The sequence below is a fragment of the Clostridium putrefaciens genome (genome assembly GCF_900461105.1).
GTDB lineage: Bacteria > Bacillota > Clostridia > Clostridiales > Clostridiaceae > Clostridium_L > Clostridium_L putrefaciens.
This window is the reverse complement of sequence record NZ_UFWZ01000001.1, coordinates 25,308-50,989: the sequence shown is the minus strand read 5'-3', so window position 1 is coordinate 50,989 and position 25,682 is coordinate 25,308. Positions and strand designations below refer to the sequence as shown.

Sequence of the window (25,682 nt, the reverse complement as noted above, 5' to 3'; positions counted from 1 at the left end):
ATGCATATTTATTTATTTATGTTAATTCAATCTTAACAAAGCTCCCCATTTTGCCATTAGAATGATTATCTACAATTAACTTTATAGGGACCCTATTTTTAAGATCTTCTACATGGCTTATAAGTCCTATAGATAATTTATCTGACCTTAATGACTCAAGTGAACTTATTACTGTATCTATTAATGAAGTGTCTAAGCTACCAAACCCTTCATCAAGGAAAAAGAATTCTAATGGAGCACTTCCTTTAAGCTGAATTTGGGAAGATAAAGATAAAGCTAAAGCAAGTGATGTTAAAAATGTCTCTCCTCCAGATAGTGTACTAGCAGATCTTCTGTATCCTCCATTGAAGTCATCTCTCATTATGAATCCTCCGCTTTCATCAAGCTCTAAAGCATATCTTCCTCTTGTAATATCTTTAAGCCTTTTAGATGCTTCTATACATATATATTTAAGCTGACTTTGGGCTACGTATTCAACAAATTTATTCCCTTCTATAAGCTTTGTAAGTTCATCTAAGTTACTACATAAATACGCCATGCTCTTCTGCTGCTTTTGTATATCTTTAAGCTCCTTTAAATCTCTTTCCATATCCTTTAAGACTTGTTCCTTTGACGCTACAGACTTTATTAAGTCTTCTAAGATACCACTTAAATAGCTTCTTTTATGTTTAACCTCTTCGAAAAGGTCCTTATTTATATCTTGCCCATTTAACTTTAAGTTGATATTTTTTATGTTTGATTTTAAATCATTTAATGACTTTTCATAACTATCTATTTCATTTTCTAATGAAATAACTTTTGCTTCATCTATAACAAATGTGATTACTTCTTCCTTTGATTCAAATTGATTTTCTTTTAATGCATTTAATAGATTATCTTGGCACCTTATCATTTTATCCTTTAAATTTAATAGATTCTGCTTTAATGATATGTACTTATCATTAAGACTTATCTTATTTATATTGAGTTCTTCTAATAATCTCTTTAAATTAGCTTCATTTGAAATTATAAATTGCTTTCTATTTATAATTTCTTTTATATAATCTTTAGCATCTTTACCCTCTGTAAGTATTTCTCTTTCAGAAATATACTTATCTAATATTAATTTCTTTTCTTTACCTGACTCTTCTATTTTAGCCTTTTCAATATTTAGTAAGTTTATATCCCTTTTATATTGTTCATTTTGCTTTTGATATTTATCTAACCTTTGCTTTAACTCTTTATTTTCATTTTGAAATGTAGATAATAACTTATCCTTTTCTGTTACGTTTTTGCTTTCTAATGTGAAGTCTTCTATATTGATTTCTTCTGTTATATCTTTTAATATGATCTCTAGGGATATTATATTTTCTAAAATTTCATCAATATCATCTTTAATATTAATTAGACCCTTTTCTTCAGAACTAAGCTCTGATTTTATTTTTTCATAATTAAGTTTATTTATTGATAAAATATCTTTCTTTTCTTTTAATTCACCTTCTAAACCTTCCTTTTTCTTTTCATGAAGTTCTCTAGATACTTTAATCTCTTCATGCTCCTTTTTAAAGTTCTCATAATACTGATAAAGATATTCTGGTGATGGTGCTCTTCCTTCTAAATCAATAAAATCATTTAAATTTAAAGATTCTAACCTAAACTTCAACCTTTTAAGTTCAGCTAAATAAGTCTCTTCAAATGTTTGATTTTTAATTATATTACTTTCTATATCTTTTAAATTATTTTCTACCTTTAATAACTCACCTTCATATTCTTCTTTTAAATTATTACTTTCTAATATTAAACTTTCATCCTTACTTTCTGCGTACTTAATATGATGGGTTGATCCACATACAGGACAGCTGTCACCTTCCTTTAAATCTTCTAGTATGCTATATGCTAAATTTTCTTTATTTAAACTTTCAATTTCTCTAGTAACCTTATTTAATTTAACCTTTAATAATTCCTTTTGATCTTCTAATTCCACCTTTTCGTCGCTTATTTGTACATTCCTTATCTTAATAGATTCAATATCACCTTCAATTTTATTGGTAGAAGTTATTATTTCCTCATACTGAGTCACTGCCATACTAAGATAGGTATCCCTTTTTTCAAGGTCCACGCTATTATCTTTATCTTTACTAAAATCATTTTCTATAGCTTTTAACTTTTGCTCTATTTCCTTTATGTCTTTTTCTATATTTATAATGATATCCTCTAATAGGACCTTCTCTTCTTTACATTTTGCGTGGTCTTTATAAATTTTATTATATCTATTTTGTAACTTATCTTTTTCTTCTATCTTTTTTACCTTTTCCATATACATTATAGATCCTTTTAATACCTTTTCCCTTATTTCTGGGTCCACCCTAGAGGCCTCAATTTTATTTTCTAAGTCCTCTATTGATACATTACTTTCACTAATTATTATTTTAGATTCTTCTTCTAAAACATTTAACTTATTTAACTTATCTCGTATAATGATAAAGTTATTTCTTAATTCATCTCTATCCCTTTTTAAATCTTGTATGCTCTTTTCTAAATCAAATGCTCTTTTAGCCTGTGTTTCTTTTTCTATAAGTATTGGAAGTTCTTTATCTTTTAATATAAGTGCCTCTTTATAGGACTTTTTAGATTCTTCGATGTTTTTTTCTAAGTCGTTTAAGCTTAGCTCTGTAGATGTATATTGTTTTTCTAAGTTTAGTAATGATTCCTCTGTTTCTATATAATCATCTATAAATGGCTTAACCAAATTAGCTCTTTTACCTTTAAGAACCTTACAGGACTTTTCATCCATAACACACTTTTCTTTTAATAATTCTTTTTGCTTATCTTCATAATTTAAAAGCTCGCTTTTTAGGGACCACAAATTATTGTAGTGCTCATATTGCTTATCTATATTTTCCTTTTCATTTCTAATTGAAACTTCATTTGTTTTTAACCTGTTTATTTCATCTTCTATTAACTTATAATTTTCTTTTGATACACCTCTTACACTTATAGAATCAATTCGAGTGTTTAGTACACTTAATTCTTCATTTCTTACCTTTCTCTCTTTCTTAATCTTTTCTGATAGAACTATTCCATATTTTTTAAGGTTAAAAATTCTCTCTAACATATTTCTTCTATCTACACCAGATAGCTTTAAAAAATCACTAAACCTACCTTGTGGCAGTACTACAGACCTTGTGAAATCTTCTGATTTAAGACCTATTATCTCTTCAACCTTTGCTTTAACATCTCTTGCACCTTCTGCAATTGGTATTAAATCTTCGCCACCTTTTTCTAAAAGTCTACAAGTCTTTAATTTATAAAGCCCATTTTTATCTTTATTTACTACTCTATCTGCAACATATATCTTTCTATAACCAGCAGCTCCAATTTCAAACTCATAGCTAACACTTACCCCACTACAAAAACTATTTATATATTCTTTTGAATCTCTTGATATATCACCATAAAGCGCTAGGGTTATTGCATCTAATATTGTAGACTTACCACTTCCTGTAGGTCCAAATATACCAAATAAACCTTTAGCTGTTAAGCTTTCAAAATCAATTGTTTGTTCTTCTACAAAACTATTTAAACCTTTTATTATCAGCTTTCTAGGTTTCATATAACCACTCCTAATCTTCTTTTTCATCCTCGCTTACTATAGACAAAAATAATTCTAAAAGTTCATCACTTATATCATATCCTCTTCTTTTTAGGTAAAATTCACTAAATTGTTCTTTCATAGACCTTTCTCTTAAATCTTCAGTAGGACTTTCACTCTCTTCCTTTTCCTTTATATCTGGGATTATTTCAATTATATCCTTCTTATATTCATTCATAAGTTTTATATATTCCTGGTTTATATACTCATCTGTTTTAACCTTAATATACACCCAGCAATCTCTATTAGATTCATCTTTACACTTTTCAATAGCCTCTTCTATGCTTTCAAACTTCCATATCTCAATAGGTTTATAATTACTTAAAAGTATCCTTTCAACCTTAGCTTCCTTTTTTGGAACAACCTCCACCTTATATACTGATTTAGCATAATTAATTTCACTTTTACTGTATTGAATAGGGGATCCGGCATAATAGGCATTACTTGTATTTCCAACTCTTTGAGGTCTATGCAAATGTCCTAATGCTATATATTGGGCTTTCTTTGGTAAATTTAAGGCACTTACTGCAAGGCTACCTCCAAGTTCTATACTCCGCTCAGAATCTGATGTTATGCCACCATTTACAAAGATATGTGAAGTAGCTATGTTTATAGTATCTTCACGGTAATTTTTTGAAAGCTTATTGAAAATTTCTCCTATTTTTTCTGAATAGCTAACCATTCTCTCATTATCGTCATCTTCAAATATAAATACTTCATTAAGTCTCTTTTCACTAGGATAAGCTAATGTTATTATTACAGCCTTTTCACCATTTAGCTCTATTTCTATAAATCCTTCTCCAGAATCCACTACATCACAAACACCATATCTACCTATTTCAACTATGTTTTTAGGTGTACCTATTATAATTATTCCATATTCTAAAGCAAGTGGACTTATGGACATAAGTCTTTCAGGATTATCATGATTACCCGCTATTATTATTATAGGCCTTTTACCATTATTACTAAGTTTTTTTAGTGATTCATATAATAATCTTTCTGCCTTAGCTGGAGGGTTTCCATTATCATATATATCTCCAGCTATTATAATCATATCTATACTTTCTTTTTCTACTATATCTATAAATTCATTTAGAAACTCTTCTTGTTCTTCAAGCCTACTATTTTTTATGCCATCTAAGTATTTTCCTAAATGCCAGTCAGATGTGTGCATAATTTTCATAAATTATTCACGGCCTTTCTTTTAAAATAAAAAATCATTCACAATTTCACTATTAAAATAAATAAAATTGTGGATAACTCTTATAACTATCTATTTCTATGTGGATTAAACAAAACCCTTGTTAATTAATATCCTTTTAATTATTATAATAACACTACTTACACGGTTAAACATTTTAAATATTATTACTAACTTTTTAAATAATTAAGTCTTATTATTAATATTCAAATAATTAAATTTAATTATTTAAAGGTTTTTAGAAAACGTTATAGAAATATTATTATATAAGGTTTTTTAAAGGAGGATATATAAATGTTACAAACTATTAAAAAGAATGTTGATGTATTAGAAGCTATGCTATATTTTTGGCAGGCAACTAGTGAGAGAGAAAAGGTAGCTGAGGTGTTTTTTTATGATGTAGCCAAAATGGATGCATTTAAAATAGCTTACGATGAAGAATTTAATGAGGAGTCTGTAAGAAAGGTTTTAAGTGCTATAAAAAATAGAGAACTCCTATCCTCAGGAAGTAAAAAAGAAAAAAGATTCTGGAATAATAACATGTGGATGATGGAAGACTTAGAATATGTAAGTCTTATGATAAATCCATTAAAGAAATTAAACTTAGATTACCTTGTAGATATATTAAATGAAAAGGTTCCCCAAAATAAATATGATACCTTAGAGGTTGTTTTCTCTCCACTACATTTAGATGAATACTTCATAAAAGAAAACAAGCTTATAATTAATTTCTTTAGGGTAAAGCCTAGCGATATTGATGACAATGTGTTTATAGGTGAAAAGGAATTAAAATCATACATAGAAGAAAAGTTAATAGAATTATTAAAATAAGTTATTTTTATTTACATTAAATAGCTACCTTTAGCTTGCTATATTTATTAGCATCCATTAGGTAGCTATTTTTATATATAAATCTATATTAAAGTTATTATCTTTATTATTTTATATTAATGAATTTTAAAACTTACATAATATAGGGCTATTGTATTTATAAAACTTGTTTAGACTTAATTTATAATGATATAATAGTATAATAGGCTGTAAAAGTAGTTTTTATTATACGTTATTTAAATCAGAGAACATACTACAAAATAATTTAAGCAAGGAGATTATATATGGATATAGTTATAATTACGGATTCTAGTTGTGATCTTCCTTTAGACTACATTAGAGATGCAAAGGTGTCATTTCTAGGATTAGTTTCTAACTTTAAAGGAAATGACTACGTGGAAGACTTCGGCCAAACCTTAAGCTATAAGGCTTTCTACGATGGTGTAAGAAATGGTGAAATGCCTACTACATCTCAAATAAACTCATACAGATTCTTTGAAGAATTTGAAAAGCATGTTAAAGAAAATAAATCTATAATTTACCTAGCATTTTCTTCTGCTTTAAGTGGAACATATAATAGTTCACTTATTGCTAAAAGTGAGATATTAGAAAAATACCCTGATGCTGATATAACCATCATAGATACCCGTTCAGCTTCACTCGGGGTAGGTCTTATAGTTTATCATGCATATGAAATGCTTAATACTGGGTCTTCTAAGGATGAAATCATAGCCTGGGTTGAAGATAACAAGCTTAAGGTAAATCACTTTTTTACTGTAGATGACTTAAATCACCTAAAAAGAGGTGGGAGGATATCTCCTACTAGTGCCTTTCTTGGAACAATACTTGATATTAAGCCTATACTTTACGTGAATGATCTAGGAGAACTTATACCCTTTACTAAAGTAAAAGGTAGAAAGAAAGCTATAAGGACTTTGTTTGATACCTTTAAAGATAGGGTTGTTAACCCTGAGGATCAAATGATTTTTATAAGCCATGGTGATTGCTTAGATGATGCACTTTTCTTAAAGTCTTTAATCGAAAAAGAATTTAAAGTTAAGGGGTTTAAAATAAACTTTGTAGGTCAGGCCATAGGATCTCACTCTGGTCCTGGAACCCTTACATTATTCTTTATTGGCAATAATAGATCTTTATAAAACATTATAAAATAAAAGGTATTAATCCATAAATTATATTTATAGATTAATACCTTTTAAACCTACACCCATTATACTAGAATTATTACTGTATATCTTAATAATTAAAACTTATCTAAACCTAGTGTTTTAATCATTTTTCACTATAAAGTTCTACTATCTTTATTATGACTTCTACTGCCTTTTCCATGGACTCTTTACATACGAACTCATACTTACCATGAAAGTTTTCTCCACCAGCAAATATATTAGGGGTTGGAAGTCCCATATATGAAAGTCTTGCTCCATCTGTTCCGCCTCTTATTGGTGTTACAATAGGAGTTACACCTACTTGTTCCATAGCTTTAAATGCTATGTCTACCACATGCTTTACAGGCTCTATCTTTTCTTTCATATTATAGTATTGATCCTTTACTTCTATTTCTATAATATCCATACCATACTTCTCATTTATAGTTTTACATATATTCTTTATATTATCTTTTCTCTTTTCAAAGTTATCTTTATCAAAATCTCTTATTATATAATTTAATAAGGTCTTTTCTACCTCTCCTTTTATATTTGTTAAAAGATAGAAACCCTCATATCCTTTAGTTTTTTCTGGTACCTCATTTGAAGGTAGCATTGCCATAAACTCACTAGCTATACTTATAGAATTTATCATCTTTTCATAGGCATACCCTGGATGAATATTTCTTCCATTAATGGTTACTTTAGCTCCTGCAGCATTAAAGTTTTCATATTCAAGCTCACCTATCTTACCTCCATCTATAGTATACGCAAAGTCTGCAGCAAACTTTTCTACATCAAAATGGTCTGCCCCTTCGCCAATTTCTTCATCTGGAGTAAATCCAACTTTTATATCTCCATGCTTTATTTCTGGATGATCTATTAGATATTCCATAGCTGTCATTATTTCTGCAAGACCTGCCTTGTCATCTGCACCTAAAAGAGTAGTTCCATCTGTAGTTATTAATGTTTTTCCTATATAGCTTTTTATATCTGGAAAGTCTTTTGGTGATAATACGATATTTAAGTCTTTATTTAAAATTATATCTCCACCCTTATAATCTTCAACCACTTGAGGATTTACATCTTTTCCTGACATATCTGGTGACGTATCCATATGAGCAATAAATCCTATAGTGGGAACAGATTTACTTAAGTTAGAAGGTAAGGTTGCCATTACATATCCATTTTCATCTACAAATACTTCCTTCATACCCATAAGTTTCAATTCCTTGCCTAATTCTTTGGCAAGTACCATTTGTCCTTCAGTACTAGGCGTTTTACCTGTATTTTCATCAGACCTTGTTTCAAACTTCACATATCTTAAAAACTTTTCTACTACTTTTGACATAATCATATCCCCTTTATATAAAAATTTTTGTACCTTTTAGTTACTTGTTTTTCATATTAACTTTTGCTTATATTTTTTATCCGATGGCTACCATCCGTAATACCCCTATCCTCTTCAAAGTGGGGGATGACGGCTGCTACGCCCCTGGATAAGTTCTTCTAAGACTCAGATGGAGAGATGTATTCCTTATAAGCAAACTCCACCTGAGTCTAAGAATCACTTGATAATTTGGGGTTATATATTCTTCTATTTTCAAGGGACCATAATCTTTCAGAGAAGTTCCCTTGATCTGTATCTTTTAATACCTTTTTAATATCATACATTCTTGCATCTATTATATCTAGATAATGTAGCATCTCTGCCTCAGCTATCATAGGTTTTACTGGACTACCATACTCTGGCTCATAGTGATGTGATAGTACAAGGTGTTGTAGTAACATAGAAACTTCTTTATCTGTACCTAATTTTTCCGCTACTACTTCTATTTTTTTAATACCTTGTGTTATATGTCCTAAAAGCTGCCCTTCCACTGTATATTCGTCAACTATACCAAAATCATTAGAATGCATCTCTTCAAGTTTAGACATATCATGAAGTATAACTCCTGCATATAATAAGTCTTTATTTAAAAATGTATATATTTCAGATAATTTTTCTGCCATATGAATCATTGTCATAACATGAAAAAGGAGCCCTGATCTTATAGCATGATGATTTTTCTTTGCGGCTGGATAGTACTGTAACTTATCCTTATTTTCTTCATATATATATTTTACTATATCTTTAACATCTTGATTTTCCATATTATTTATATATCCTAGTATTTCATCATACATAAATTCTGGTTTTAATGGTGCCGCTTGAACAAAATCCTCTACATTTATCTTATCTTCATCATTAATATTTCTTATTCTTTCTATTTTAAGCTGAAGAGCACCTTGCCAAGACAATATAGATCCTTTTATTTTTACCACAGTATTTCCTTTATATTTATCTTCACTCAAAGCTGGCACTTCCCAAAGCTTTGCATTTATTTCTCCTGTTTTATCACATAAATTAAAATCTAGATACTTCTTGTTGTTTGAATTAGTTGTCTTCGTATCTACTGCTCTAATCATGTAGTAGCCTTCTATCTTAGCTCCTGGTTCAAAATCACTTATACTTATATTATTAACTTCCACTATAATCATCCTCACTTTAAATTATAATTAATAGGGTAAATATGAATCATATTTAAAATCATAAACTTGCTCTATTATTCTTATATAATTATATCATACTTTATTGTTTTATAATTCTAACTACTATATTATGAATATTAAGAGGTGATAACTTATATGTGTATAGACCTACCTTCAAAAGTTGATTTTATAATAAATAAACTAATAGACAGTAACTTCGAAGCATTTATTGTAGGTGGTTCCGTTAGAGATTCCCTACTTAATATAACTCCAAAGGATTGGGACATAACTACTAATGCCCTACCTTTTGATATAATGAGCATATTCCCAAACTCTATACCCACTGGCTTAAAACATGGAACCATAACTGTGGTAATTGAAAAGGAACATTTTGAAGTTACAACTTACAGAGTAGAAGATGAGTATAAAGACTTTAGGCGACCTTCCTTTGTTAAATTTGTTAATTCTATAAAGGAGGATTTATCAAGAAGAGATTTTACTATAAATTCTATGGCTTATAATCACACATTTGGTCTAGTAGATCCCTTTAATGGAAGAAAGGATTTAAGCCTAAAAAATATAACATGTGTAGGGGATGCAAATAAAAGATTTAATGAAGATGCCCTTAGAATGTTAAGAGCCATTAGATTTAGCTCACAATTAAACTTTGAAATAGATAAAAGTACCCTTGATGCATTAATAAAAAACAACTCCCTTATAAAAAATGTAAGTAAGGAACGTATTACCGAGGAAATATCTAAGCTACTTTTATCTAAAAGCCCAGATAAAGGGATAACCTATTTATCTAGTACATCTATGATATATAGCCTTTTTGGTACTGATCTTTATGATATAGACAACCTTATAAATTCAATAAAAGTTTCTAAACACCATCTTGGTATTAGATACAGTTTATTTATATATTACTTGTTTAAAGATAATAAGGATATTACTATATCCATACTAGATAAATTAAAATTAGATAAAAAAACATTAAATTTGATTTTAAACTTAAATTTAAATAAGGATTGCTATAATAAACTTCTAAGTAGATATGATATAAAAGTTTTTATAAATAAAATAGGTTTAGACTACTTTACTGATTATTTATATTTTGAAGAAATAATTGCTAAATCTGAAGACCATAAAGAAGGCATATGTAAAATTAAAAGTATAAATAAACAACTTAATGATATTATTGAGAATGGTGAGCCTTTAACTTTAAAAGATTTAAAAATTACGGGAAATGATATTAAATCTTTAGGCGTTCCCTCCGGAAAGGATATCGGAATAACGCTGAATAAAGCTCTAGATATTGTTTTTAAAAACCCTGAGTTAAATGATAAAAATTACTTAATATCTATTCTTAAAGATACCATTTAATTTAAAATAGGAAGGATGTTTTTCATGATTATACTTAAGTCTTTACAAAGTCTTCTTACTATATTCTTCTTGATTTTTATAGGCTTTTATTTAAGTAAAAGAAATTGGTTTAATGAAGATACCCCTATCTTATTTTCAAAACTTGTTATAAAGCTATCTCTACCATGCTTTATGATATATAATCTTACTACTTCATTTACTAAAGAGGACTTAACATCATCTAGCATAGGACTTTTAATACCCTTTATTTCTATGATACTAACCTTTTCTTTAAGTAAAATACTTACACTTATTTTAAAAGTACCTAAACAAAAAAGAGGTACCTTTAGTACTATGTTTTTTCTTTCTAATACAATATTTATAGGTCTTCCTGTTAATATATCTTTGTTTGGGGACGAGGCTATTCCTTATGTACTTTTATATTATATTGTAAATACTTTTATGTTTTGGACTGTGGGTGTACATAGTATAAAAAAAGATAGTGGTCTTGTAGATGATAAAAAGTTTTCTTATATAAGCTCTTTAAAGAGTATTCTCTCTCCACCTTTAATAGCCTTTGGAATGTCTGTATTACTTATACTTTTTAATATAAGTTTACCTAAGTTTCTTTTAGATGTATTTAAGTACCTTGGAAATCTTACTACCCCTATATCCACCTTATTTATTGGTATGACTTTAAGTACTCTTAAACCTAATGACTTTAATATAGGTAAAGATTCTTTATTTATATTCATGGGCAGATTTATAATATCACCCTTAGTAACTTTTATGGTTATAAAGTTATTTCCTATTCCAGAACTTATGGCTAAAGTATTTATTATAGAATCTGCCATGCCTGTTATGACTCAGATTGCTATAGTTTCTAAATCTTACAACGTTGATTACAAATATGCTACTGTAATGGGAACACTTTCAAACCTTGCAAGTCTTATATTTATACCTTTGTACATGCTTTTATTTATATATTTATTTTAAGTATATTTATCCGATGGCTACCATCCGTAGCACCCCTATCCTCTTCAAGGTGGGGGATGACGGCTGCTACGCCCCTGGATAAGTTCTTCTAAGACTCACTTGATAGGCTATAAGAATTACTTCATGCTAATTTACAAAAAAATAATTCCAAAATACTAAAGTATTCTTGGAATTATTTTTAATACCTAATAGTCTAACTTTCTTTTGTCATTAATAAGATCTTTAAATTTTTTATCCATATCATTATATTCTTTACTATCCTTAGATAATCTACTTAGTTCTCCGAGCACATATGAAATCTCATTTTCAATTAACATCTTTTTATCTTTGGCATCTTTTAGATGATTAATTTGATTTTTATTCGATTTAAATATATTCTCTTTTTCTTTAACATATATCTTATCAAAATGTTCTCTAGGATCACCTAATATCTTCTTTATTTTATTATCTTTAAAAACTAAAAGGCAATTACATAAATTCTCAATCATATACCTATCATGAGATACTAAAATTATAGTTCCTTCATAATCTTTAAGAGCCTCTTCTAACTTTTCTCTACTATAAATATCTAAATGATTTAAAGGTTCATCCATTATTAATAAATCTAAGTCTTTAATAATAAGTTTTGTTATTCTAACCCTTGTAATTTCTCCATAACTTAATGTTGAAACCTTCTGTATTATCATATTTTCATCAAATCCCATATTATTTAAAAGCTTTCTTAACCTTCCCTCTTGTTGCCTTGATTTAATATCAAACATTTCTATAACAGATAAGGCTTCATCAATGTCTAACCCTTCTTGACTTAAATATCCTATGCTTACAGACTTACTTAGAAAAACATCTCCTTTATCTAGTTTTTCTTTATCTAAAAGAATCTTTAATAAAGTTGTTTTACCACACCCATTAGGCCCAAATATACCTACTCTTTCCCCCCTCATTATATAAAAAGAGCTATCTTTAAATAAAATCCTAGAACTAAAACCTTTTTCTATATTGAATGCCTCTATTATTCTTGTTCCCTTTAAAATAGCATTGTTAAATTTAAAGTCAATTCTTTTATCCTCTTTTGGCTTCTTAATTCCTTCTAAATTTAATTTCTCTAATTGCTTAATCTTAGACTTTACTTGCTTATCTCTTTTTTTAGCCTTTGCCCTAAAGTATTCTTTTTTTCCAAGACCAACTGCTTGTTTCTTTGTTGAGTCCTTATGAGCTTTTTGAGACCATTCTTTCAGTTTATTTATTTCCTTTTCAATTTTTAATTTATTATACTGCTGAATATTATATTGATTAATTTCACTTTCATATCTTCTTTTCTTTTCATCTCTATAAAAACTATAGTTTCCATAATAGGTATTTGTGACACCCTTACTTATCTCAATTACCTTATTTACTGTGCTATCTAAAAAATATCTATCATGAGATATTATTAATAAAGTACCCTTATAACTTTTTGCTTTCTCTATAATCCACTGCATTCCTTCGTAATCAATATAGTTAGTAGGTTCATCTAATATAAGAAAGTTGGGATTATAAGACAATATATTAGCTAAAGCTAACTTCATCTTTTCTCCACCACTTAGGCTATTAAATTCTCCTTGACTTAATGGATTTATATCTCTTTTTATGTTTAAACAACTAGATATCTGAAGGAAATCTTTTATATTTACTTCATCCCTAACTTCATTATGGTATTCATCTATTATCTTTTGTGTATATGAGCCATCTTGTTTTAGGTAACCTACTTTAATATTTTCCTTATACCATTTTATACTTCCTTTATCAAACTTAATACCTCCACAAATAATATTTGCTAAGGTAGTTTTTCCAGATCCATTTAAGCCTACAAGTCCTATCCTGTCACCTTCCTCAATATCAAAACTTATATTATTTAAAATAATATTTTGTCCAAATTCTTTATTTACATTAATCAAGCTAAGCAAAACTGCCATAAATATCACCTCATCTTTTAATAATTATTAAAGGTTAATCTATGAGTTAAAAATTTCAACAAAAAAAGACTATGAACATAGTCCATAGCCGCCTTTAAACCTCACTAAATAAGTATAATTATAACTATATATTGTACCCTATAAAATGTTACAATTCTTATTTATATTAATTATAAAAACAAAAAACTGTGCAACAAAACACAGTAGTAATAAGCTATTTTATATTTTGCTAATGTTCTTAACTCATAATAACGTGTTAAAAGGTTCACTTAATAAAGGTCTATAATTTACCTTTAAATATCCTTAAAACACCAATATTCAATTAGGTTATCTAGTTAAGAGCATCTTCTTCATTTCCTTCTCCTTATATACATTTATTTGATTATTCTAATAATAGATTAACATAATCATTATTTAAAATCAATCCTTAAATTGTATTGATTAATACGTCCTTTTGCAATGATATCATTAATCATTTACTTTTTAAAAAAATAGTTCAATAAGAAGGATGCTATAGCCTACTTTAATCAATGGGAAGCATCTCATCTATACCACCAGACATGACTTCATTCCCTGACGTGGGAAAGATGATTAATAACTGACACACAGAAATATTTAATTACTTTGACTACTTCGTTACTAACGCCTTTACTGAGAGCATTAACAACCTCATTAAGCATATTGAAAAACAAGGTCGTGGCTATTCATTTGAGGTATTACATACAAAAGTTTTATTTGGCACTAAAGCAACTGTCAAACCTCGTTATGGAGAACAAGCAGAACAACTAGAGCGAATGGTTTTAAATGGTGACTTAACTGGAGATAAGACTATAGAAATTATTAAGGATAGATATAAAAGTAAGATTACTTATGATCCGATAAAGGAAGAAATAAAAGCTGGAGATTTTGAGAGGAAAGAAAAATATATATGTGAATAAAAGTCTCAAATTTGGACGTGATTTATAAGTTAGAATAAGTATAATAAAAATCCTTTGTTTTATTAGAGTAAGTGACGAAACAAATAAAACAAAGGATTGGACATAATGTAAAATTTATCAACCTTAATATTAAGTTAATTATTAATATACACTACCGTCAATATCAAACTTTTGTGCTTTTACGGAACTTTTAAATCTTAAAAAATACTTTCCTTTAGATAGATTTCCTGAAAATGTACCACTATCATTACCTGTAAAATGTTGTTCAAATTGAGATGTTGAACCTACAAAAGCGTACTTACGAACATCAACATTCAAATAAGTACTTGATGAGGCTGTGTTTCTAGTTTGACTGTGATATACTGTTACGTTCTGTGATGAGCTTAAACTAAAATCATTAATAGTTCTCCAATCCCAAATATCAGTACCAGTATATGTCAGTAAATTACTTTGACCAGCTTGTACACCTGTTGATACACATGCACAAATAGCTATACCTAGTGAAATGCTTTTAATTATTTTTTTAAAATTCATAATATATACCCCCCATTTATTTAAATTAAACCTTTATATGTGTATATTACCATAGTATAAAGTAAATGTAAATATAAATACATAATATGTTTGAGTCAAGTAAAAGTGGGCAACTATTTTATTTAATTTATTATCCATTATTTTACATGGGGTATTTATAATTTACCCTACCCATTTTTATTCTTAATTGTAACTAAAACTTCCAAATCCTTTTAATCCACAAAGTTTTTGTATTACTTTTCTTCCCAAGGTAACCGCAGCTCCACTATAAGGAATAGGCGCGGTATGTATCTTATATTCTTTAGATTCCGTACCCTTTTTATTAACCGCGGAAGCGGATAAAGGTATTTCACGAATTACAGTATCTATAACACCCTTCGGGATAATGTTTTTATAGATTTTATCCAAGGTACTAAATAATCTATTGCTAAACTTTTCTGCTAAAATTTTAGATAAGTTATCGGCTCCATTAATAGACCAGCTCATTTTTCTACCTTTCATTCTATGTGCTAACACATCGCAAATGTTATGTTCCATAGTCCCTAATTGCCTATATTCTATCCCTTCGGGTGCCGTAGGCATAGTTATATTGTCTCTTAATTTATATGGAACTAGGCCCTCTTTATTATGCACAAAATAGTCATATAGCTCTGTAAGTTTTTTAAAAACAACTTCATCTTTATTATTTTCTATCATCATGTTAACAATTGCTTCCAACCCTTCATCAACTTTCCCTTGCCTAAATAACTTAAGTAAGACTTTCTGTTCTTTTTTATCCGATGGCTACCATCCGTAACTTCCATATCCGCTTCAAAATGAGGATGACGGCTGCTGAGCCCCTGGATAAGTTCTTCTAAGACTTTGATGGAGATATGTATTCATTATAAGCAAAATCCACCTAAGTCTAAGAAGCACTTGATCACTTACTTTTCTAATAATTGCTTGGCTTATATGAAATGGATCGAGCTTAAAGTGTATGTCTTGATCTTCACAGGTTGCTTTTATCCACTTTGCACCATCTCCATTTAATATCCTAGTTTCTATTTCATCAACATTATACTTTTCAGCAATGGTTGCTTCCGCAACTTTTTTAAAGTGGCTAGAACTATTAAAACTTGCACAAACAGTTTTATCAATAACAACATATTCTTTTTTACTGCCTGGACGCAACTTCCAACCTGTATAAGATACTGCTAATTTAAGTTCTTTTTTTCTATTCTTACCCTTTGGTCTATCTTTTCCCTGAATGGATAACCATACCCCGTCTTGCTCCTGAAATAGCACTGGTACTTCCTTTTTGCCTTTCAACGCACCTTTTTCATTTAGTTCAATCTTACGCTTTTCTAGTTCATTTATCTTTTCTCCAACCATTTGAACTATGTTCCAAACTCCTTGAGCACTAATTTCCTGATTACACATTGTTTTTATATTTTCAGCTGTTTTTCTAAAAGATACTTCTGACACGTTTGTTAAAATAGTTTCTACAAGATTTATAGATACATTACCTATGGTGTCCATGCCTAGATACTCATCTAAAAGGAACTTAGTAGCTGTTTTACCATCTTCAAGTTCAAACTGATAGATACGTCTTGAATATTCAACATCCCCCATAATCGTTCTTAAACAAGTCTTTTTAAGTCCCTTATTTCTATATACTTTAATATCTCTTTCTTTAAGTAGCTTTTCATCTAAAGCTTCCAACACATTTTTTAAAACATTGCAGGCTTCATCACAAACCATCTTATAAATCTTTTTCTCTATCTCCTTGAAAGTTAAGCCGTTTTCATTTAAACTAACATTATACATAAATTCAACTCCATTCAGTTTTGTCTCGATAATAAAATTATAATGGATAATTTATGTATTGGGGAGATGTTTTTGCATCTCCTTTTATTTATATAGTTTTTTATACTAGTTCTGCCTACTAAAATTATACTCTAACCATAATATTGCAATATCACTCTAATTTATGTTATTATATACATATGTTTAAAAACTATATATAAATTTGGTTTTATGTTTTATATATTAAACATTAGCAATAATATAAAGAAAGGTGGTGTTATTTTGCAAAAATTTAAAAACATATTTTTATACTGTTTTTTATTTATTATTTGTTTTTTTACAATTAGATTTGTTTATATGAATATACTATATCACCATACCATGATTATATTTGATTTTATTTATTATCGTATGCATCCTAATGATGACTTTTATTTTGTGCTTTTTATGATTTTATTTTTAACCTTTATTGGGACTACATTTATTTATCAAATTATAAAGGGTGGATTAAATAAAAGATTTATAAAAATATTATATATTTTTTATTTTTTATTTCTTATATATTTTTTATTTTTTAAAACTATTGGTATTTCCGGAGTTAACTTCAATATACTAGATACCATTAATAGTATTTTGTATGGTGGTGCAATAATCGTTTTTATGAATATAGTATTTTTTATTCCTTTGGGATGTTTATTTAAACTTACAAAGAAAAGTAGCATTATATTCCTTATTAGTATACTTTTTGTAGAGTTGTCTCAAAACATTTTTCATCTTGGAATTTTTGATATTAATGATATCATATTAAATTATATGGGATTTGTAATTGGAAATACGTTTATAGAAAATAATAAAGTAAAAAATATATTATTTAATAACTCAAATCAAGATATTTAGTCTTATAAATTTGGGTATGAAACTTTAACTGTGGTATAAGACATTTTAGTTTTTTTGAAAATTGAATAAAATTAAGTGCTAAACTTCTGTTGTATTAATAAATATCTGCCTTTTAAAAAAATATTAAGCCTTTACTTTAAAAAGATAATAGTTCAATATGTTAATCTAATTTGCACATTGAACTATTATATCTTAATCCTATATCTTAATCTAACTTTACAACTTCTTCATTATAAAAAAGATATAAATACTTTTCTTTAACTTTCTTTCCTGTAATTTTAACTAAAGCATCTTCATAATACTTTAATTGAATTCTATATCTATCTTTTATAGGTTCTACCCCATCCTCACCTACATAATCTGTCTTATAATCTATTAATACTAATCCATCTTCTTCTTCAAAGTAGCAGTCAATTATGCCTTGAAGCCTTATTTTTTCATTTTCATATAGCTTTGGAAGGTCTTTATTTATAACTGTACTTGGTATATCCATGTAAAAATCCATTTCTCTTTTAACATTTCCAGAGTCATTATATACCTTTAAAAGTCTTTTTCCTAAATCATTTTCAAAAAACCTTAATATTTTGTATGGTTTTACTGAGTCTATTTCTTCTTTTGTTAAGAATTCTTTTATAGTTAAATAACTTAACTCATTCTTTATGTCTTGTATGTTAAGTGTCTTATCTAAGTTTATATGTTGCATTACAGAATGCATAGCTGTTCCCTTTTCTGATGGTGATAGACCTTTATCTTCTTGTAAGAACTTAGGCTTTTTAAGTGTCTTTGTTTTATACATGTTACTAACACTATCATTTTCCTCTTCATTGTAATATTGCTTTTTTAAATCTGAAACAGATATATTAGCTGGCATAGAGGATGAATAGGCATAAGGATATATATATCCAAGTCTTCTTTCTATCTCTTCTTTATATATATTTTCATTTTCCTTAAGATCTATATCTTCTCTCTCTTCTTCAACCTTTATTTCTTCTATTTCCCCTAATATTGTATCCTTGTTCCAAAGTTGTATATTCCATATGGACTCATCTTTAAAGTCTATATTTTCTACATCTATATCAGCTATTTCCCTTAGTACACTACCACTAGGGTGTTTTACCATGGCCATTCCTATCCAATCTAAATAAGTCTTTGCCTTTATAGTTTCAAAAGGCCCTATCTTTTCTACAGAGTTCATAGTACTATAACACCATTTTTGAGCTGCCTTTTCAATATTTGGTACAGATCCTGTTATTATTAACTTTTCTTTGGCTCTAGTAAATGCTACATATAATATCCTCATTTCTTCTGATAAGGTTTCAAGCTTTATCTTCCGTCTTATAGATTGCTTAGCCATAGTTGAGTATGAAATACGCTTTATGACATCTATATAGTCTGGTCCAAAACCAAGCTCTTCGTGAAATAATATTGGCTTATTAAGATCCATCATGTTAAAGTTCTTTCCACAACCTGCAAGTATAACTACAGGAAACTCTAGACCCTTACTTTTATGGATACTCATTATTCTAACCACATCTTCATTTTCACTAAGTATCTTAGCACTTCCCATATCACCACTAGTCTTCCTTAACTTATTTATAAAATTTATAAAGTTAAACAAGCCCTTATAGCTAGTCTTTTCATATTGCCTTGCTCTTTGGAATAGTATTTTAAGATTAGCCTGCCTTTGAGCTCCATTAGGCATAGCCCTTACAAATCCATAATAAGATGTATCACTATATAAATACCAAATAAATTCATCTATAGAATCATGTATAGATCTTTTTCTCCACCTTTCAATAGATTCAATTACATATTTACATTTTGATTTTAAATTTTCTTCATATTTATATTGATTATCTTCTTTTAAAATCTCTTCTTCACCATTTGCAATTTCTTTTAAGGACTCGTAAAAGTACCTTTTTCTATTATATATTCTAAGGTCTATTAATTCTTCTGGAGTAAAGGAAAATATAGGAGACCTTAAAACTGATATCATAGGTATGTCTTGAAGAGGATTATCTATAACTTGAAGTAGTGACATTATAGTTCTTACTTCTACAGTTTGAAAATACCCTGCTGCAGAATCTGCATATACAGGTATACTCTCAAGTCCTAGTTCCTCTACAAATGTTGGAGCAAAATTTGATGTAGAGCGCATAAGTATTACTATGTCTTTACACATTATAGGTCTATATGCCTTTATATTTTTATCATAAACCTTAAATACTTCTCCATCACCTGGGTTTATTAAAGCCTTTATCCTTTTTGAAACTAGCCTTGCCTCTAATTGAATTTTATCTAGTTCTTCCTCATCCAAGGAGTCATCATTAGCATTGTAACTTTCTTCATCTTCATCTGACTCAGTAACCTCTTTACCACCTCTATCTATTATATTAAGCTCTACATCTCCACCTACCATAACGTAGGGTTCTTTTATATCTTCAAAGGATGCACCTAGGTTTAAAGCTTCTTTAGAATCATAGTCAAGCTCTCCAACTTCCTTTGACATTATCTTTTTGAAGATATAATTTACTGCATCTATAACTTCAAGTCTACTTCTAAAGTTTTTATAAAGTAATATTTTTTTATTATCATCGCCTTGATCTTCTTCTATAGAATAACTTCTATACTTATCCATAAAGAGTTCTGGTTTTGCTTGTCTGAACCTATATATACTTTGCTTCACATCTCCTACCATAAATACATTAGGGTTATCATCATATTTTCTTGAAACCATATTTATTATAGTTTCTTGAACACTATTACTATCTTGATATTCATCTACCAATACTTCAGAGAACTTAACCTTAAGTTCCTTTGCTATACTAGATGGCTCTATATTTCCCTCATCATCTACAACTGTTAATATTTCAAGTGAAAGATGTTCTAAATCATTAAAGTCAAGCAAACCTCTTTCTCTTTTCTTTTCTTTGTATTTATTATCAAAATCTATAGTAACTTCCACTAAGGATTTCATAACAATATACATCTCTTTTAGGCTACCTTTAATATCTTCTGGTGAATCTATAAAGTAATCTTCTGCTATCTTTTTTGTCCTCTTTTTAACCTCATCTCTTAAGTCTTTAACTCTCTTTTGAGACTCTTTGTCTGCATCCTTTGAACACCTTTTAATAGTGTTGAACTTAATATTTAAGATTACCTTATAAACTTCCTCAAAGCCTTCTTTTGATGCCATTATTAAAGTTTCAATAACATCTAGGTCTTCTAATATGGTTTGTTTATAAGGATCAAGGCCTATAGATTCTTCACATATGTTCAATGCATCTATTAATTTTTCCTTAAGACCCTTTAATTCTAAATTTATGTTATTAATTATAACCTTACCCCAAGGTGAAGTTCCTATATCAAAGGTCTCATCTATATCAAAATCTTCGGCTTTTTCTCTTAACCATGTGTGAGGCCAAGGACCACTCATAGAAAAGTCATAAAGGTCATCTATTATAGACTTAAGGTAAACATCATCCTTACCCGTGGTGTAACATTCCATTAAAATGGTAAAGTGTTCATCCTCATTTTCATATTTATCTTCAAATAAGTCTTCCATAACTTCTTGCTTTAACAAAATCGCTTCTGTTACATCTGCAATACGAAAGTTTGGATCTAAATCTATATGATGAAAGTTGTTTTTTATTATATCAAGACAAAAGGAATGCATTGTTGTGATATTAGCTCTATTTAAAAGGGTAAGCTGCCTTTGCAATATCTTTAAATCAGGCTCTTTATCTAATCTTTTTGATATTGCCTCACCAATTCTTTCTCTCATTTCAGATGCTGCAGCATTGGTAAATGTAACTACTAAAAGCTTATCTATATCTACAGGGTCCTCTTTATCTGTTATCATCCTTATTATTCTTTCAACTAATACTGCTGTTTTTCCTGAACCTGCTGCAGCTGCTACTAAAAGATTAGAACCTCTTTTAGTAATAGCTCTTTCTTGCTCCTTAGTCCATTTAGTTTCTCCCATCATCATTACCTCCCTTAGCCTCAATAAGTAACCTATCAGATACAGTTTTATATATAAGCTCTAAAGCCTCTTCATCAGTCTTCTTATTTATATTTTCATACTTATTTCCTTTAACAGTTGAATCAAACTGACATATAGCTGAAAACTTACAGTAACTGCAACTTGTATACTTATCCTTTTTTATAGGTGATATACTTATATTTCCACTTAACATTTCATCACATAATCTAACTAAGGTTTCTTTTACATATTCTCTTAATATATCAAATTGTTCTAAGGTTATAGCAGAAGACTTTCCAAGTGAACCATCCTTATTCATCCTAGCTGGAATTATTAGAGAATATCCATCTATACCATTATCCATTTCCTTTACTACTTTAGCATCGGCTAATAAAAGACCTCGCATTTTAAGCTTTTTTAATACAAGCTTTTCAATATCCTTTTCCTCTAGTCCTCTTTTTGCTTTTACTATTGGATCATCTATTCTAAAATATAATACAGCACCTGGAAGAGCATTTGACTCTATAAATTTATCTGCATTTTCTAATATGGCTTCAAGATATACTAAAAGTTGAAGCTGAAGTCCATAATATACATCAGATAGCGAAAAATCTTTGTTTCCTGTCTTATAGTCAATAATCCTTATATATACCTTATCATCTAATCCCATTCCATCTACCCTATCTATCCTGCCTTGTAGCGTAACCTTTTCACCTGAAGGTAGTGAAATTTCTATAGGTTTTAAATCACTGTGCGAAAGTCCAAACTTTAATTCATTAGCTATTGGATCAAAGCTACTCCTTTTTATATGTTCTGAAATTACCATTATAGATTTTGATATTATTCTTTTCATTCTTCCTGCCATGTATTTGTACTTTGCAGAGCTTTTTAATATAGCATTCTTTTCTTCAATAATCTCTTCCACTAGCTCATCAATAGCCCTTTTAGACCAATCTATATCAAGTTCTCTAAAGCTTAAATTTTCTTCTTTTACTCTATCAGAAAATTTATCTATTACATCATGCATAAAGCTTCCTATATCAGGAGCAGAAAACTCATATATCTTTCTATCTCTAGCCTTAAGTCCATATTGTACATAATAAGCAAAGGGGCATTCAGCATATTTTTCTATTCTTGATACATCAAAATTAAAAGGCTTCGTATATAAAGACTTTATCTTACCTTCATCTGCCTTTTCTACTAGGTTATTATACTTAAGTCCCTTAAATACTGAGGACATCTTATCCTTCCATTGCTCTTTATCGTTGTACCAATAGTACACCTCAGACCATATCTTTTCTATTTCCTCCCCTTCAAAGTTCCTTCTTAATGTAGATATAAGATTATTAAATGTAGGCTGTGGAGATACTATATATTCAAGGTTATCATGATTGACCTTAACAATGTCACTTTCCTCTACAAGTCTTGGAAATAACTTTTTCATTCTAGATATTATAATAGATGGTCTTAAAGCCTTACCCTCAAAATCAGCCATAGGATAGGTTAGCGTAATATATTCCTTTGATAAACTAAGGGATGTATAAACTAAAAATTGTTCTTCAAAGGCTTGGGTCTTAGTATCAGGTGCAAGCTCTATACCATAGTCTTTTAACATATTCCTATCAAAATCTGAAAGTATACCCTCTTCTCTAGAATTCCCAGGGAATACACCATCATTTACTCCAATTATATAAAGTGATTTAACTTCATGACTTTTAACCCTGCCTATATCCCCAACTAATACTTCATCTAAAGATACAGGTATTAATCCCATCTTATATTTTTCAAATCCTACGTTTAAAATAGTTACAAACTTATCTAGTCTTACCTTCTCACTCCCCATGATCTCTACCATCTGATCTAGTACCTGTATTACAATATCTGTGATTTGACCATATTCATCAGACTTTTCTTGATCTCCAGCTTTTGAGAATTCTTCTGACCACTCTTCTATAGTATCTAAAGCCTTTATTTCATTTAAATATTCATATAAGTTACTACAAGTGTTAAATATACTATTATCATCCTTAATTGAAGATTGTAATTTTAATAAAGGTTCCCTTACCATATCTTTAATCTCATTTATCTTATTTAACTTTTCTATGTCAGATACGCTCATTTCCTTATTCTTATCAGACCCAAATCTCCAAAACTCATCATTAACCCAGTGAAACCCCCTTACACCATAAGCCAATACATAGTTCTCTAATAGATCTATGTCTTCTCTTTGTATCTTTACAATACCTGTCTTAAGGTATCTAAAAATAGACTCATAGGACCAATTCTTTATGAATATATCAAAAGCTGATGTTATAAGCACAACTAATGGATTATCTGTAACATCTCTTTTTTTATCTAAGAAAAATGGGATATTATATTGTTTAAATATTACAGACACTATTCTCTCATAACTTTCAATTTCTCTACATACAACGGCTATATCCTTAAATCTATAATCTTTATCACGTATTTCTGATACTATGCTTCTTGCCACCTTTTCAACTTCATCATAAGTATTTAATGCCTTATACATCCTTAACTTCTCTACAGGTAAGTTATAATATTTATAAGGAAATGAAAAAAAGTGTTTTTCTATATGCCTAAGTTCTTTACTATCACAAAATCTAGGGCAAGTTTCTTTATTTAAATCTATAGGCTTTTCATAGCCTACTCCACTTCTTTCAATTATGTTTAGCAGCTTCTTTTCTGTAACCTTAGTAATTGAAAATACATCTGTATTATCTACATCATTATAGCCATTTAACATATCTGAATTTAGAGATATATTTACTATTTTAGCTTTTTGAAGTAACTTTTCTATTATGCCGTATTGTTGCGGGGTAAATGTAGTAAATTCATCTATCCATATTTCTGCATCATTAAAATAATTACTTTCATCTAGCTTCCTAGAAAGTATAGTTAATTCATCTTCCGCATCTAAGTATCCTGGTTCAAGATATCCTTGAAATCCTTCATAAATAAATGAAATATCTTCTAATTTATTTTTAAGCTCTAAATCCTCTATTTTATTTAAGGATTTATTTATAACATTAGGTGTTACATTATATTTCTTAAGTTCTGTAATAAGTTCTGAAAGTATATCTACAAATCCTTGTTGTTTACTAGCTTTATAAAAAAACTTTAACTTATCTGAAGCTTCATCTAATACCTTATATATAAGCATATTCTTTCCTGCATCATTCATTCTTTTATGAGCAGACCCACCAACCTGATCCAGTATCTTATTACTCATTCTTTTAAAGCTTAAAACCTCTGCTTTGTATAAGGCTCTTTCACCTATACTATCTAAAAGATCTTTTTCAGCTTGAAATGAAAATTGCTCTGGAACTAGTAATATAAGTTTACTATCTGTATTCTTTTCAATTTTTCTTCTTATTTGATCTAGGCAAAATGTGCTTTTACCACAACCAGCTCTCCCATAAATGAATCTCAAGCTCATAAGTTCACCCCTATTTTATATTTATAGTTGTTTAATCTTACTTTCACTATTGTCTTTATGTTATATTTCATTAATTAAATTATATCCTTTAAACAATTAAGTATCAATAAACATTAGTTCTTAATCTAACGACTTGATACGACAAAAAACACCTAACTTAAAAGTTAGGTGTTTTGGCGGAGAAGGAGGGATTCGAACCCTCGCGCCGGTTTCCCGACCTACGCCCTTAGCAGGGGCGCCTCTTTAGCCACTTGAGTACTTCTCCACGCAGCTAAAAAATTTTATTTTGTGTTAAATAAAAATGGCGGAAAGATAGGGATTCGAACCCTAGGTACGGTCACCCGTACGCCGGTTTTCAAGACCGGTGCCTTAAACCAACTCGACCATCTTTCCACTTCTTACAACAATA

General features: G+C 29.0%; 16 protein-coding genes, 2 tRNA genes and 1 pseudogene. 7 read left to right on the top strand and 12 right to left on the bottom strand.

Going from position 1 to position 25,682, the window contains the following annotated elements; all coding sequences use genetic code 11:
• Positions 1–16: 16 nt before the first annotated feature.
• The gene (locus DY168_RS00185) at positions 17–3,592 is read right to left on the bottom strand and encodes an AAA family ATPase (RefSeq protein WP_172556212.1); all 3,576 of its coding nucleotides are present in this window, start codon (positions 3,590–3,592) and stop codon (positions 17–19) included.
• A gap of 10 nt (positions 3,593–3,602) precedes the next feature.
• Positions 3,603–4,817, bottom strand: coding sequence for an exonuclease SbcCD subunit D (locus DY168_RS00180; RefSeq protein WP_115639947.1), 1,215 nt, complete (start codon positions 4,815–4,817; stop codon positions 3,603–3,605).
• Positions 4,818–5,129: 312 nt separating this feature from the next.
• On the opposite strand from DY168_RS00180, the gene DY168_RS00175 reads away from it, so the two are divergent.
• Positions 5,130–5,666 (top strand): TDE2712 family protein, encoded by a 537-nt coding sequence (locus DY168_RS00175; protein ID WP_115639946.1) that lies wholly within the window; start codon positions 5,130–5,132, stop codon positions 5,664–5,666.
• Between the two features lie 284 nt (positions 5,667–5,950).
• On the top strand, positions 5,951–6,823 hold the full coding sequence (locus DY168_RS00170) for a DegV family protein (protein ID WP_115639945.1): 873 nt from the start codon (positions 5,951–5,953) through the stop codon (positions 6,821–6,823).
• A 133-nt stretch (positions 6,824–6,956) separates the two neighbouring features.
• Here DY168_RS00170 and pepT read toward each other — a convergent pair whose 3' ends face one another.
• Complete coding sequence (gene pepT, locus DY168_RS00165; protein WP_115639944.1) at positions 6,957–8,183, bottom strand: peptidase T; 1,227 nt, start codon at positions 8,181–8,183, stop codon at positions 6,957–6,959.
• Between the two features lie 209 nt (positions 8,184–8,392).
• A complete protein-coding gene (locus tag DY168_RS00160; RefSeq protein WP_115639943.1) occupies positions 8,393–9,373 on the bottom strand; it encodes a 3'-5' exoribonuclease YhaM family protein in 981 nt (326 codons plus the stop codon).
• Between the two features lie 147 nt (positions 9,374–9,520).
• On the opposite strand from DY168_RS00160, the gene DY168_RS00155 reads away from it, so the two are divergent.
• Both DY168_RS00155 and DY168_RS00150 read left to right on the top strand, forming a co-directional pair.
• Positions 9,521–10,747: a CCA tRNA nucleotidyltransferase gene (locus tag DY168_RS00155; RefSeq protein WP_115639942.1), complete on the top strand. Its 1,227-nt coding sequence runs from the start codon at positions 9,521–9,523 to the stop codon at positions 10,745–10,747.
• A 24-nt stretch (positions 10,748–10,771) separates the two neighbouring features.
• Positions 10,772–11,722: an AEC family transporter gene (locus tag DY168_RS00150; RefSeq protein ID WP_242984025.1), complete on the top strand. Its 951-nt coding sequence runs from the start codon at positions 10,772–10,774 to the stop codon at positions 11,720–11,722.
• 185 nt (positions 11,723–11,907) lie between these two features.
• Here the strand turns inward: DY168_RS00150 and abc-f are convergent, their stop codons facing one another.
• Positions 11,908–13,674, bottom strand: a complete 1,767-nt coding sequence (gene abc-f, locus DY168_RS00145) for a ribosomal protection-like ABC-F family protein (protein ID WP_115639941.1) — start codon at positions 13,672–13,674, stop codon at positions 11,908–11,910.
• Between the two features lie 608 nt (positions 13,675–14,282).
• Between abc-f and DY168_RS14860 the strand changes: the two are divergent.
• Both DY168_RS14860 and DY168_RS14855 read left to right on the top strand, forming a co-directional pair.
• Positions 14,283–14,420: pseudogene (locus tag DY168_RS14860) on the top strand (transposase); the annotation flags it as partial.
• Between the two features lie 48 nt (positions 14,421–14,468).
• On the top strand, positions 14,469–14,612 hold the full coding sequence (locus DY168_RS14855) for a hypothetical protein (protein ID WP_242984024.1): 144 nt from the start codon (positions 14,469–14,471) through the stop codon (positions 14,610–14,612).
• 141 nt (positions 14,613–14,753) lie between these two features.
• On the opposite strand, the gene DY168_RS00135 is transcribed toward DY168_RS14855, so the two are convergent.
• The 3 genes from DY168_RS00135 to DY168_RS00125 all read right to left on the bottom strand — a co-directional run bounded on the left by DY168_RS00135 (position 14,754) and on the right by DY168_RS00125 (position 16,952).
• A complete protein-coding gene (locus DY168_RS00135) occupies positions 14,754–15,146 on the bottom strand; it encodes a hypothetical protein (RefSeq protein WP_115639940.1) in 393 nt (130 codons plus the stop codon).
• Positions 15,147–15,329: 183 nt separating this feature from the next.
• Positions 15,330–15,845 (bottom strand): hypothetical protein, encoded by a 516-nt coding sequence (locus DY168_RS00130; protein ID WP_115639939.1) that lies wholly within the window; start codon positions 15,843–15,845, stop codon positions 15,330–15,332.
• A gap of 111 nt (positions 15,846–15,956) precedes the next feature.
• Positions 15,957–16,952 (bottom strand): UPF0236 family transposase-like protein, encoded by a 996-nt coding sequence (locus tag DY168_RS00125; protein WP_115639938.1) that lies wholly within the window; start codon positions 16,950–16,952, stop codon positions 15,957–15,959.
• A gap of 210 nt (positions 16,953–17,162) precedes the next feature.
• Between DY168_RS00125 and DY168_RS14850 the strand changes: the two genes are divergently transcribed.
• Complete coding sequence (locus tag DY168_RS14850; protein WP_115639937.1) at positions 17,163–17,828, top strand: VanZ family protein; 666 nt, start codon at positions 17,163–17,165, stop codon at positions 17,826–17,828.
• Between the two features lie 205 nt (positions 17,829–18,033).
• Here DY168_RS14850 and addA read toward each other — a convergent pair whose 3' ends face one another.
• The 4 genes from addA to DY168_RS00100 all read right to left on the bottom strand — a co-directional run bounded on the left by addA (position 18,034) and on the right by DY168_RS00100 (position 25,666).
• A complete protein-coding gene (addA, locus tag DY168_RS00115) occupies positions 18,034–21,813 on the bottom strand; it encodes a helicase-exonuclease AddAB subunit AddA (protein ID WP_115639936.1) in 3,780 nt (1,259 codons plus the stop codon).
• A complete protein-coding gene (gene addB / locus DY168_RS00110; RefSeq protein WP_115639935.1) occupies positions 21,800–25,273 on the bottom strand; it encodes a helicase-exonuclease AddAB subunit AddB in 3,474 nt (1,157 codons plus the stop codon). The genes addA and addB overlap by 14 nt, the downstream gene beginning before the upstream one ends.
• A gap of 174 nt (positions 25,274–25,447) precedes the next feature.
• A tRNA-Ser gene (locus tag DY168_RS00105) sits at positions 25,448–25,538 on the bottom strand.
• A 37-nt stretch (positions 25,539–25,575) separates the two neighbouring features.
• Positions 25,576–25,666: transfer RNA gene (locus DY168_RS00100), tRNA-Ser, on the bottom strand.
• Between the last annotated feature and the right edge of the window lie 16 nt (positions 25,667–25,682).

Bases quoted from the DNA above. Each gene is read 5' to 3' on its own strand.
- DY168_RS00185 (WP_172556212.1), bottom strand. From the start codon at position 3,592: ATGAAACCTAGAAAGCTGATAATAAAAGGTTTAAATAGTTTTGTAGAA.
- DY168_RS00180 (WP_115639947.1), bottom strand. From the start codon at position 4,817: ATGAAAATTATGCACACATCTGACTGGCATTTAGGAAAATACTTAGAT.
- DY168_RS00175 (WP_115639946.1), top strand. From the start codon at position 5,130: ATGTTACAAACTATTAAAAAGAATGTTGATGTATTAGAAGCTATGCTA.
- DY168_RS00170 (WP_115639945.1), top strand. From the start codon at position 5,951: ATGGATATAGTTATAATTACGGATTCTAGTTGTGATCTTCCTTTAGAC.
- pepT (WP_115639944.1), bottom strand. From the start codon at position 8,183: ATGTCAAAAGTAGTAGAAAAGTTTTTAAGATATGTGAAGTTTGAAACA.
- DY168_RS00160 (WP_115639943.1), bottom strand. From the start codon at position 9,373: ATGATTATAGTGGAAGTTAATAATATAAGTATAAGTGATTTTGAACCA.
- DY168_RS00155 (WP_115639942.1), top strand. From the start codon at position 9,521: ATGTGTATAGACCTACCTTCAAAAGTTGATTTTATAATAAATAAACTA.
- DY168_RS00150 (WP_242984025.1), top strand. From the start codon at position 10,772: ATGATTATACTTAAGTCTTTACAAAGTCTTCTTACTATATTCTTCTTG.
- abc-f (WP_115639941.1), bottom strand. From the start codon at position 13,674: ATGGCAGTTTTGCTTAGCTTGATTAATGTAAATAAAGAATTTGGACAA.
- DY168_RS14855 (WP_242984024.1), top strand. From the start codon at position 14,469: ATGGTTTTAAATGGTGACTTAACTGGAGATAAGACTATAGAAATTATT.
- DY168_RS00135 (WP_115639940.1), bottom strand. From the start codon at position 15,146: ATGAATTTTAAAAAAATAATTAAAAGCATTTCACTAGGTATAGCTATT.
- DY168_RS00130 (WP_115639939.1), bottom strand. From the start codon at position 15,845: ATGATGATAGAAAATAATAAAGATGAAGTTGTTTTTAAAAAACTTACA.
- DY168_RS00125 (WP_115639938.1), bottom strand. From the start codon at position 16,952: ATGTATAATGTTAGTTTAAATGAAAACGGCTTAACTTTCAAGGAGATA.
- DY168_RS14850 (WP_115639937.1), top strand. From the start codon at position 17,163: ATGTTTTATATATTAAACATTAGCAATAATATAAAGAAAGGTGGTGTT.
- addA (WP_115639936.1), bottom strand. From the start codon at position 21,813: ATGGGAGAAACTAAATGGACTAAGGAGCAAGAAAGAGCTATTACTAAA.
- addB (WP_115639935.1), bottom strand. From the start codon at position 25,273: ATGAGCTTGAGATTCATTTATGGGAGAGCTGGTTGTGGTAAAAGCACA.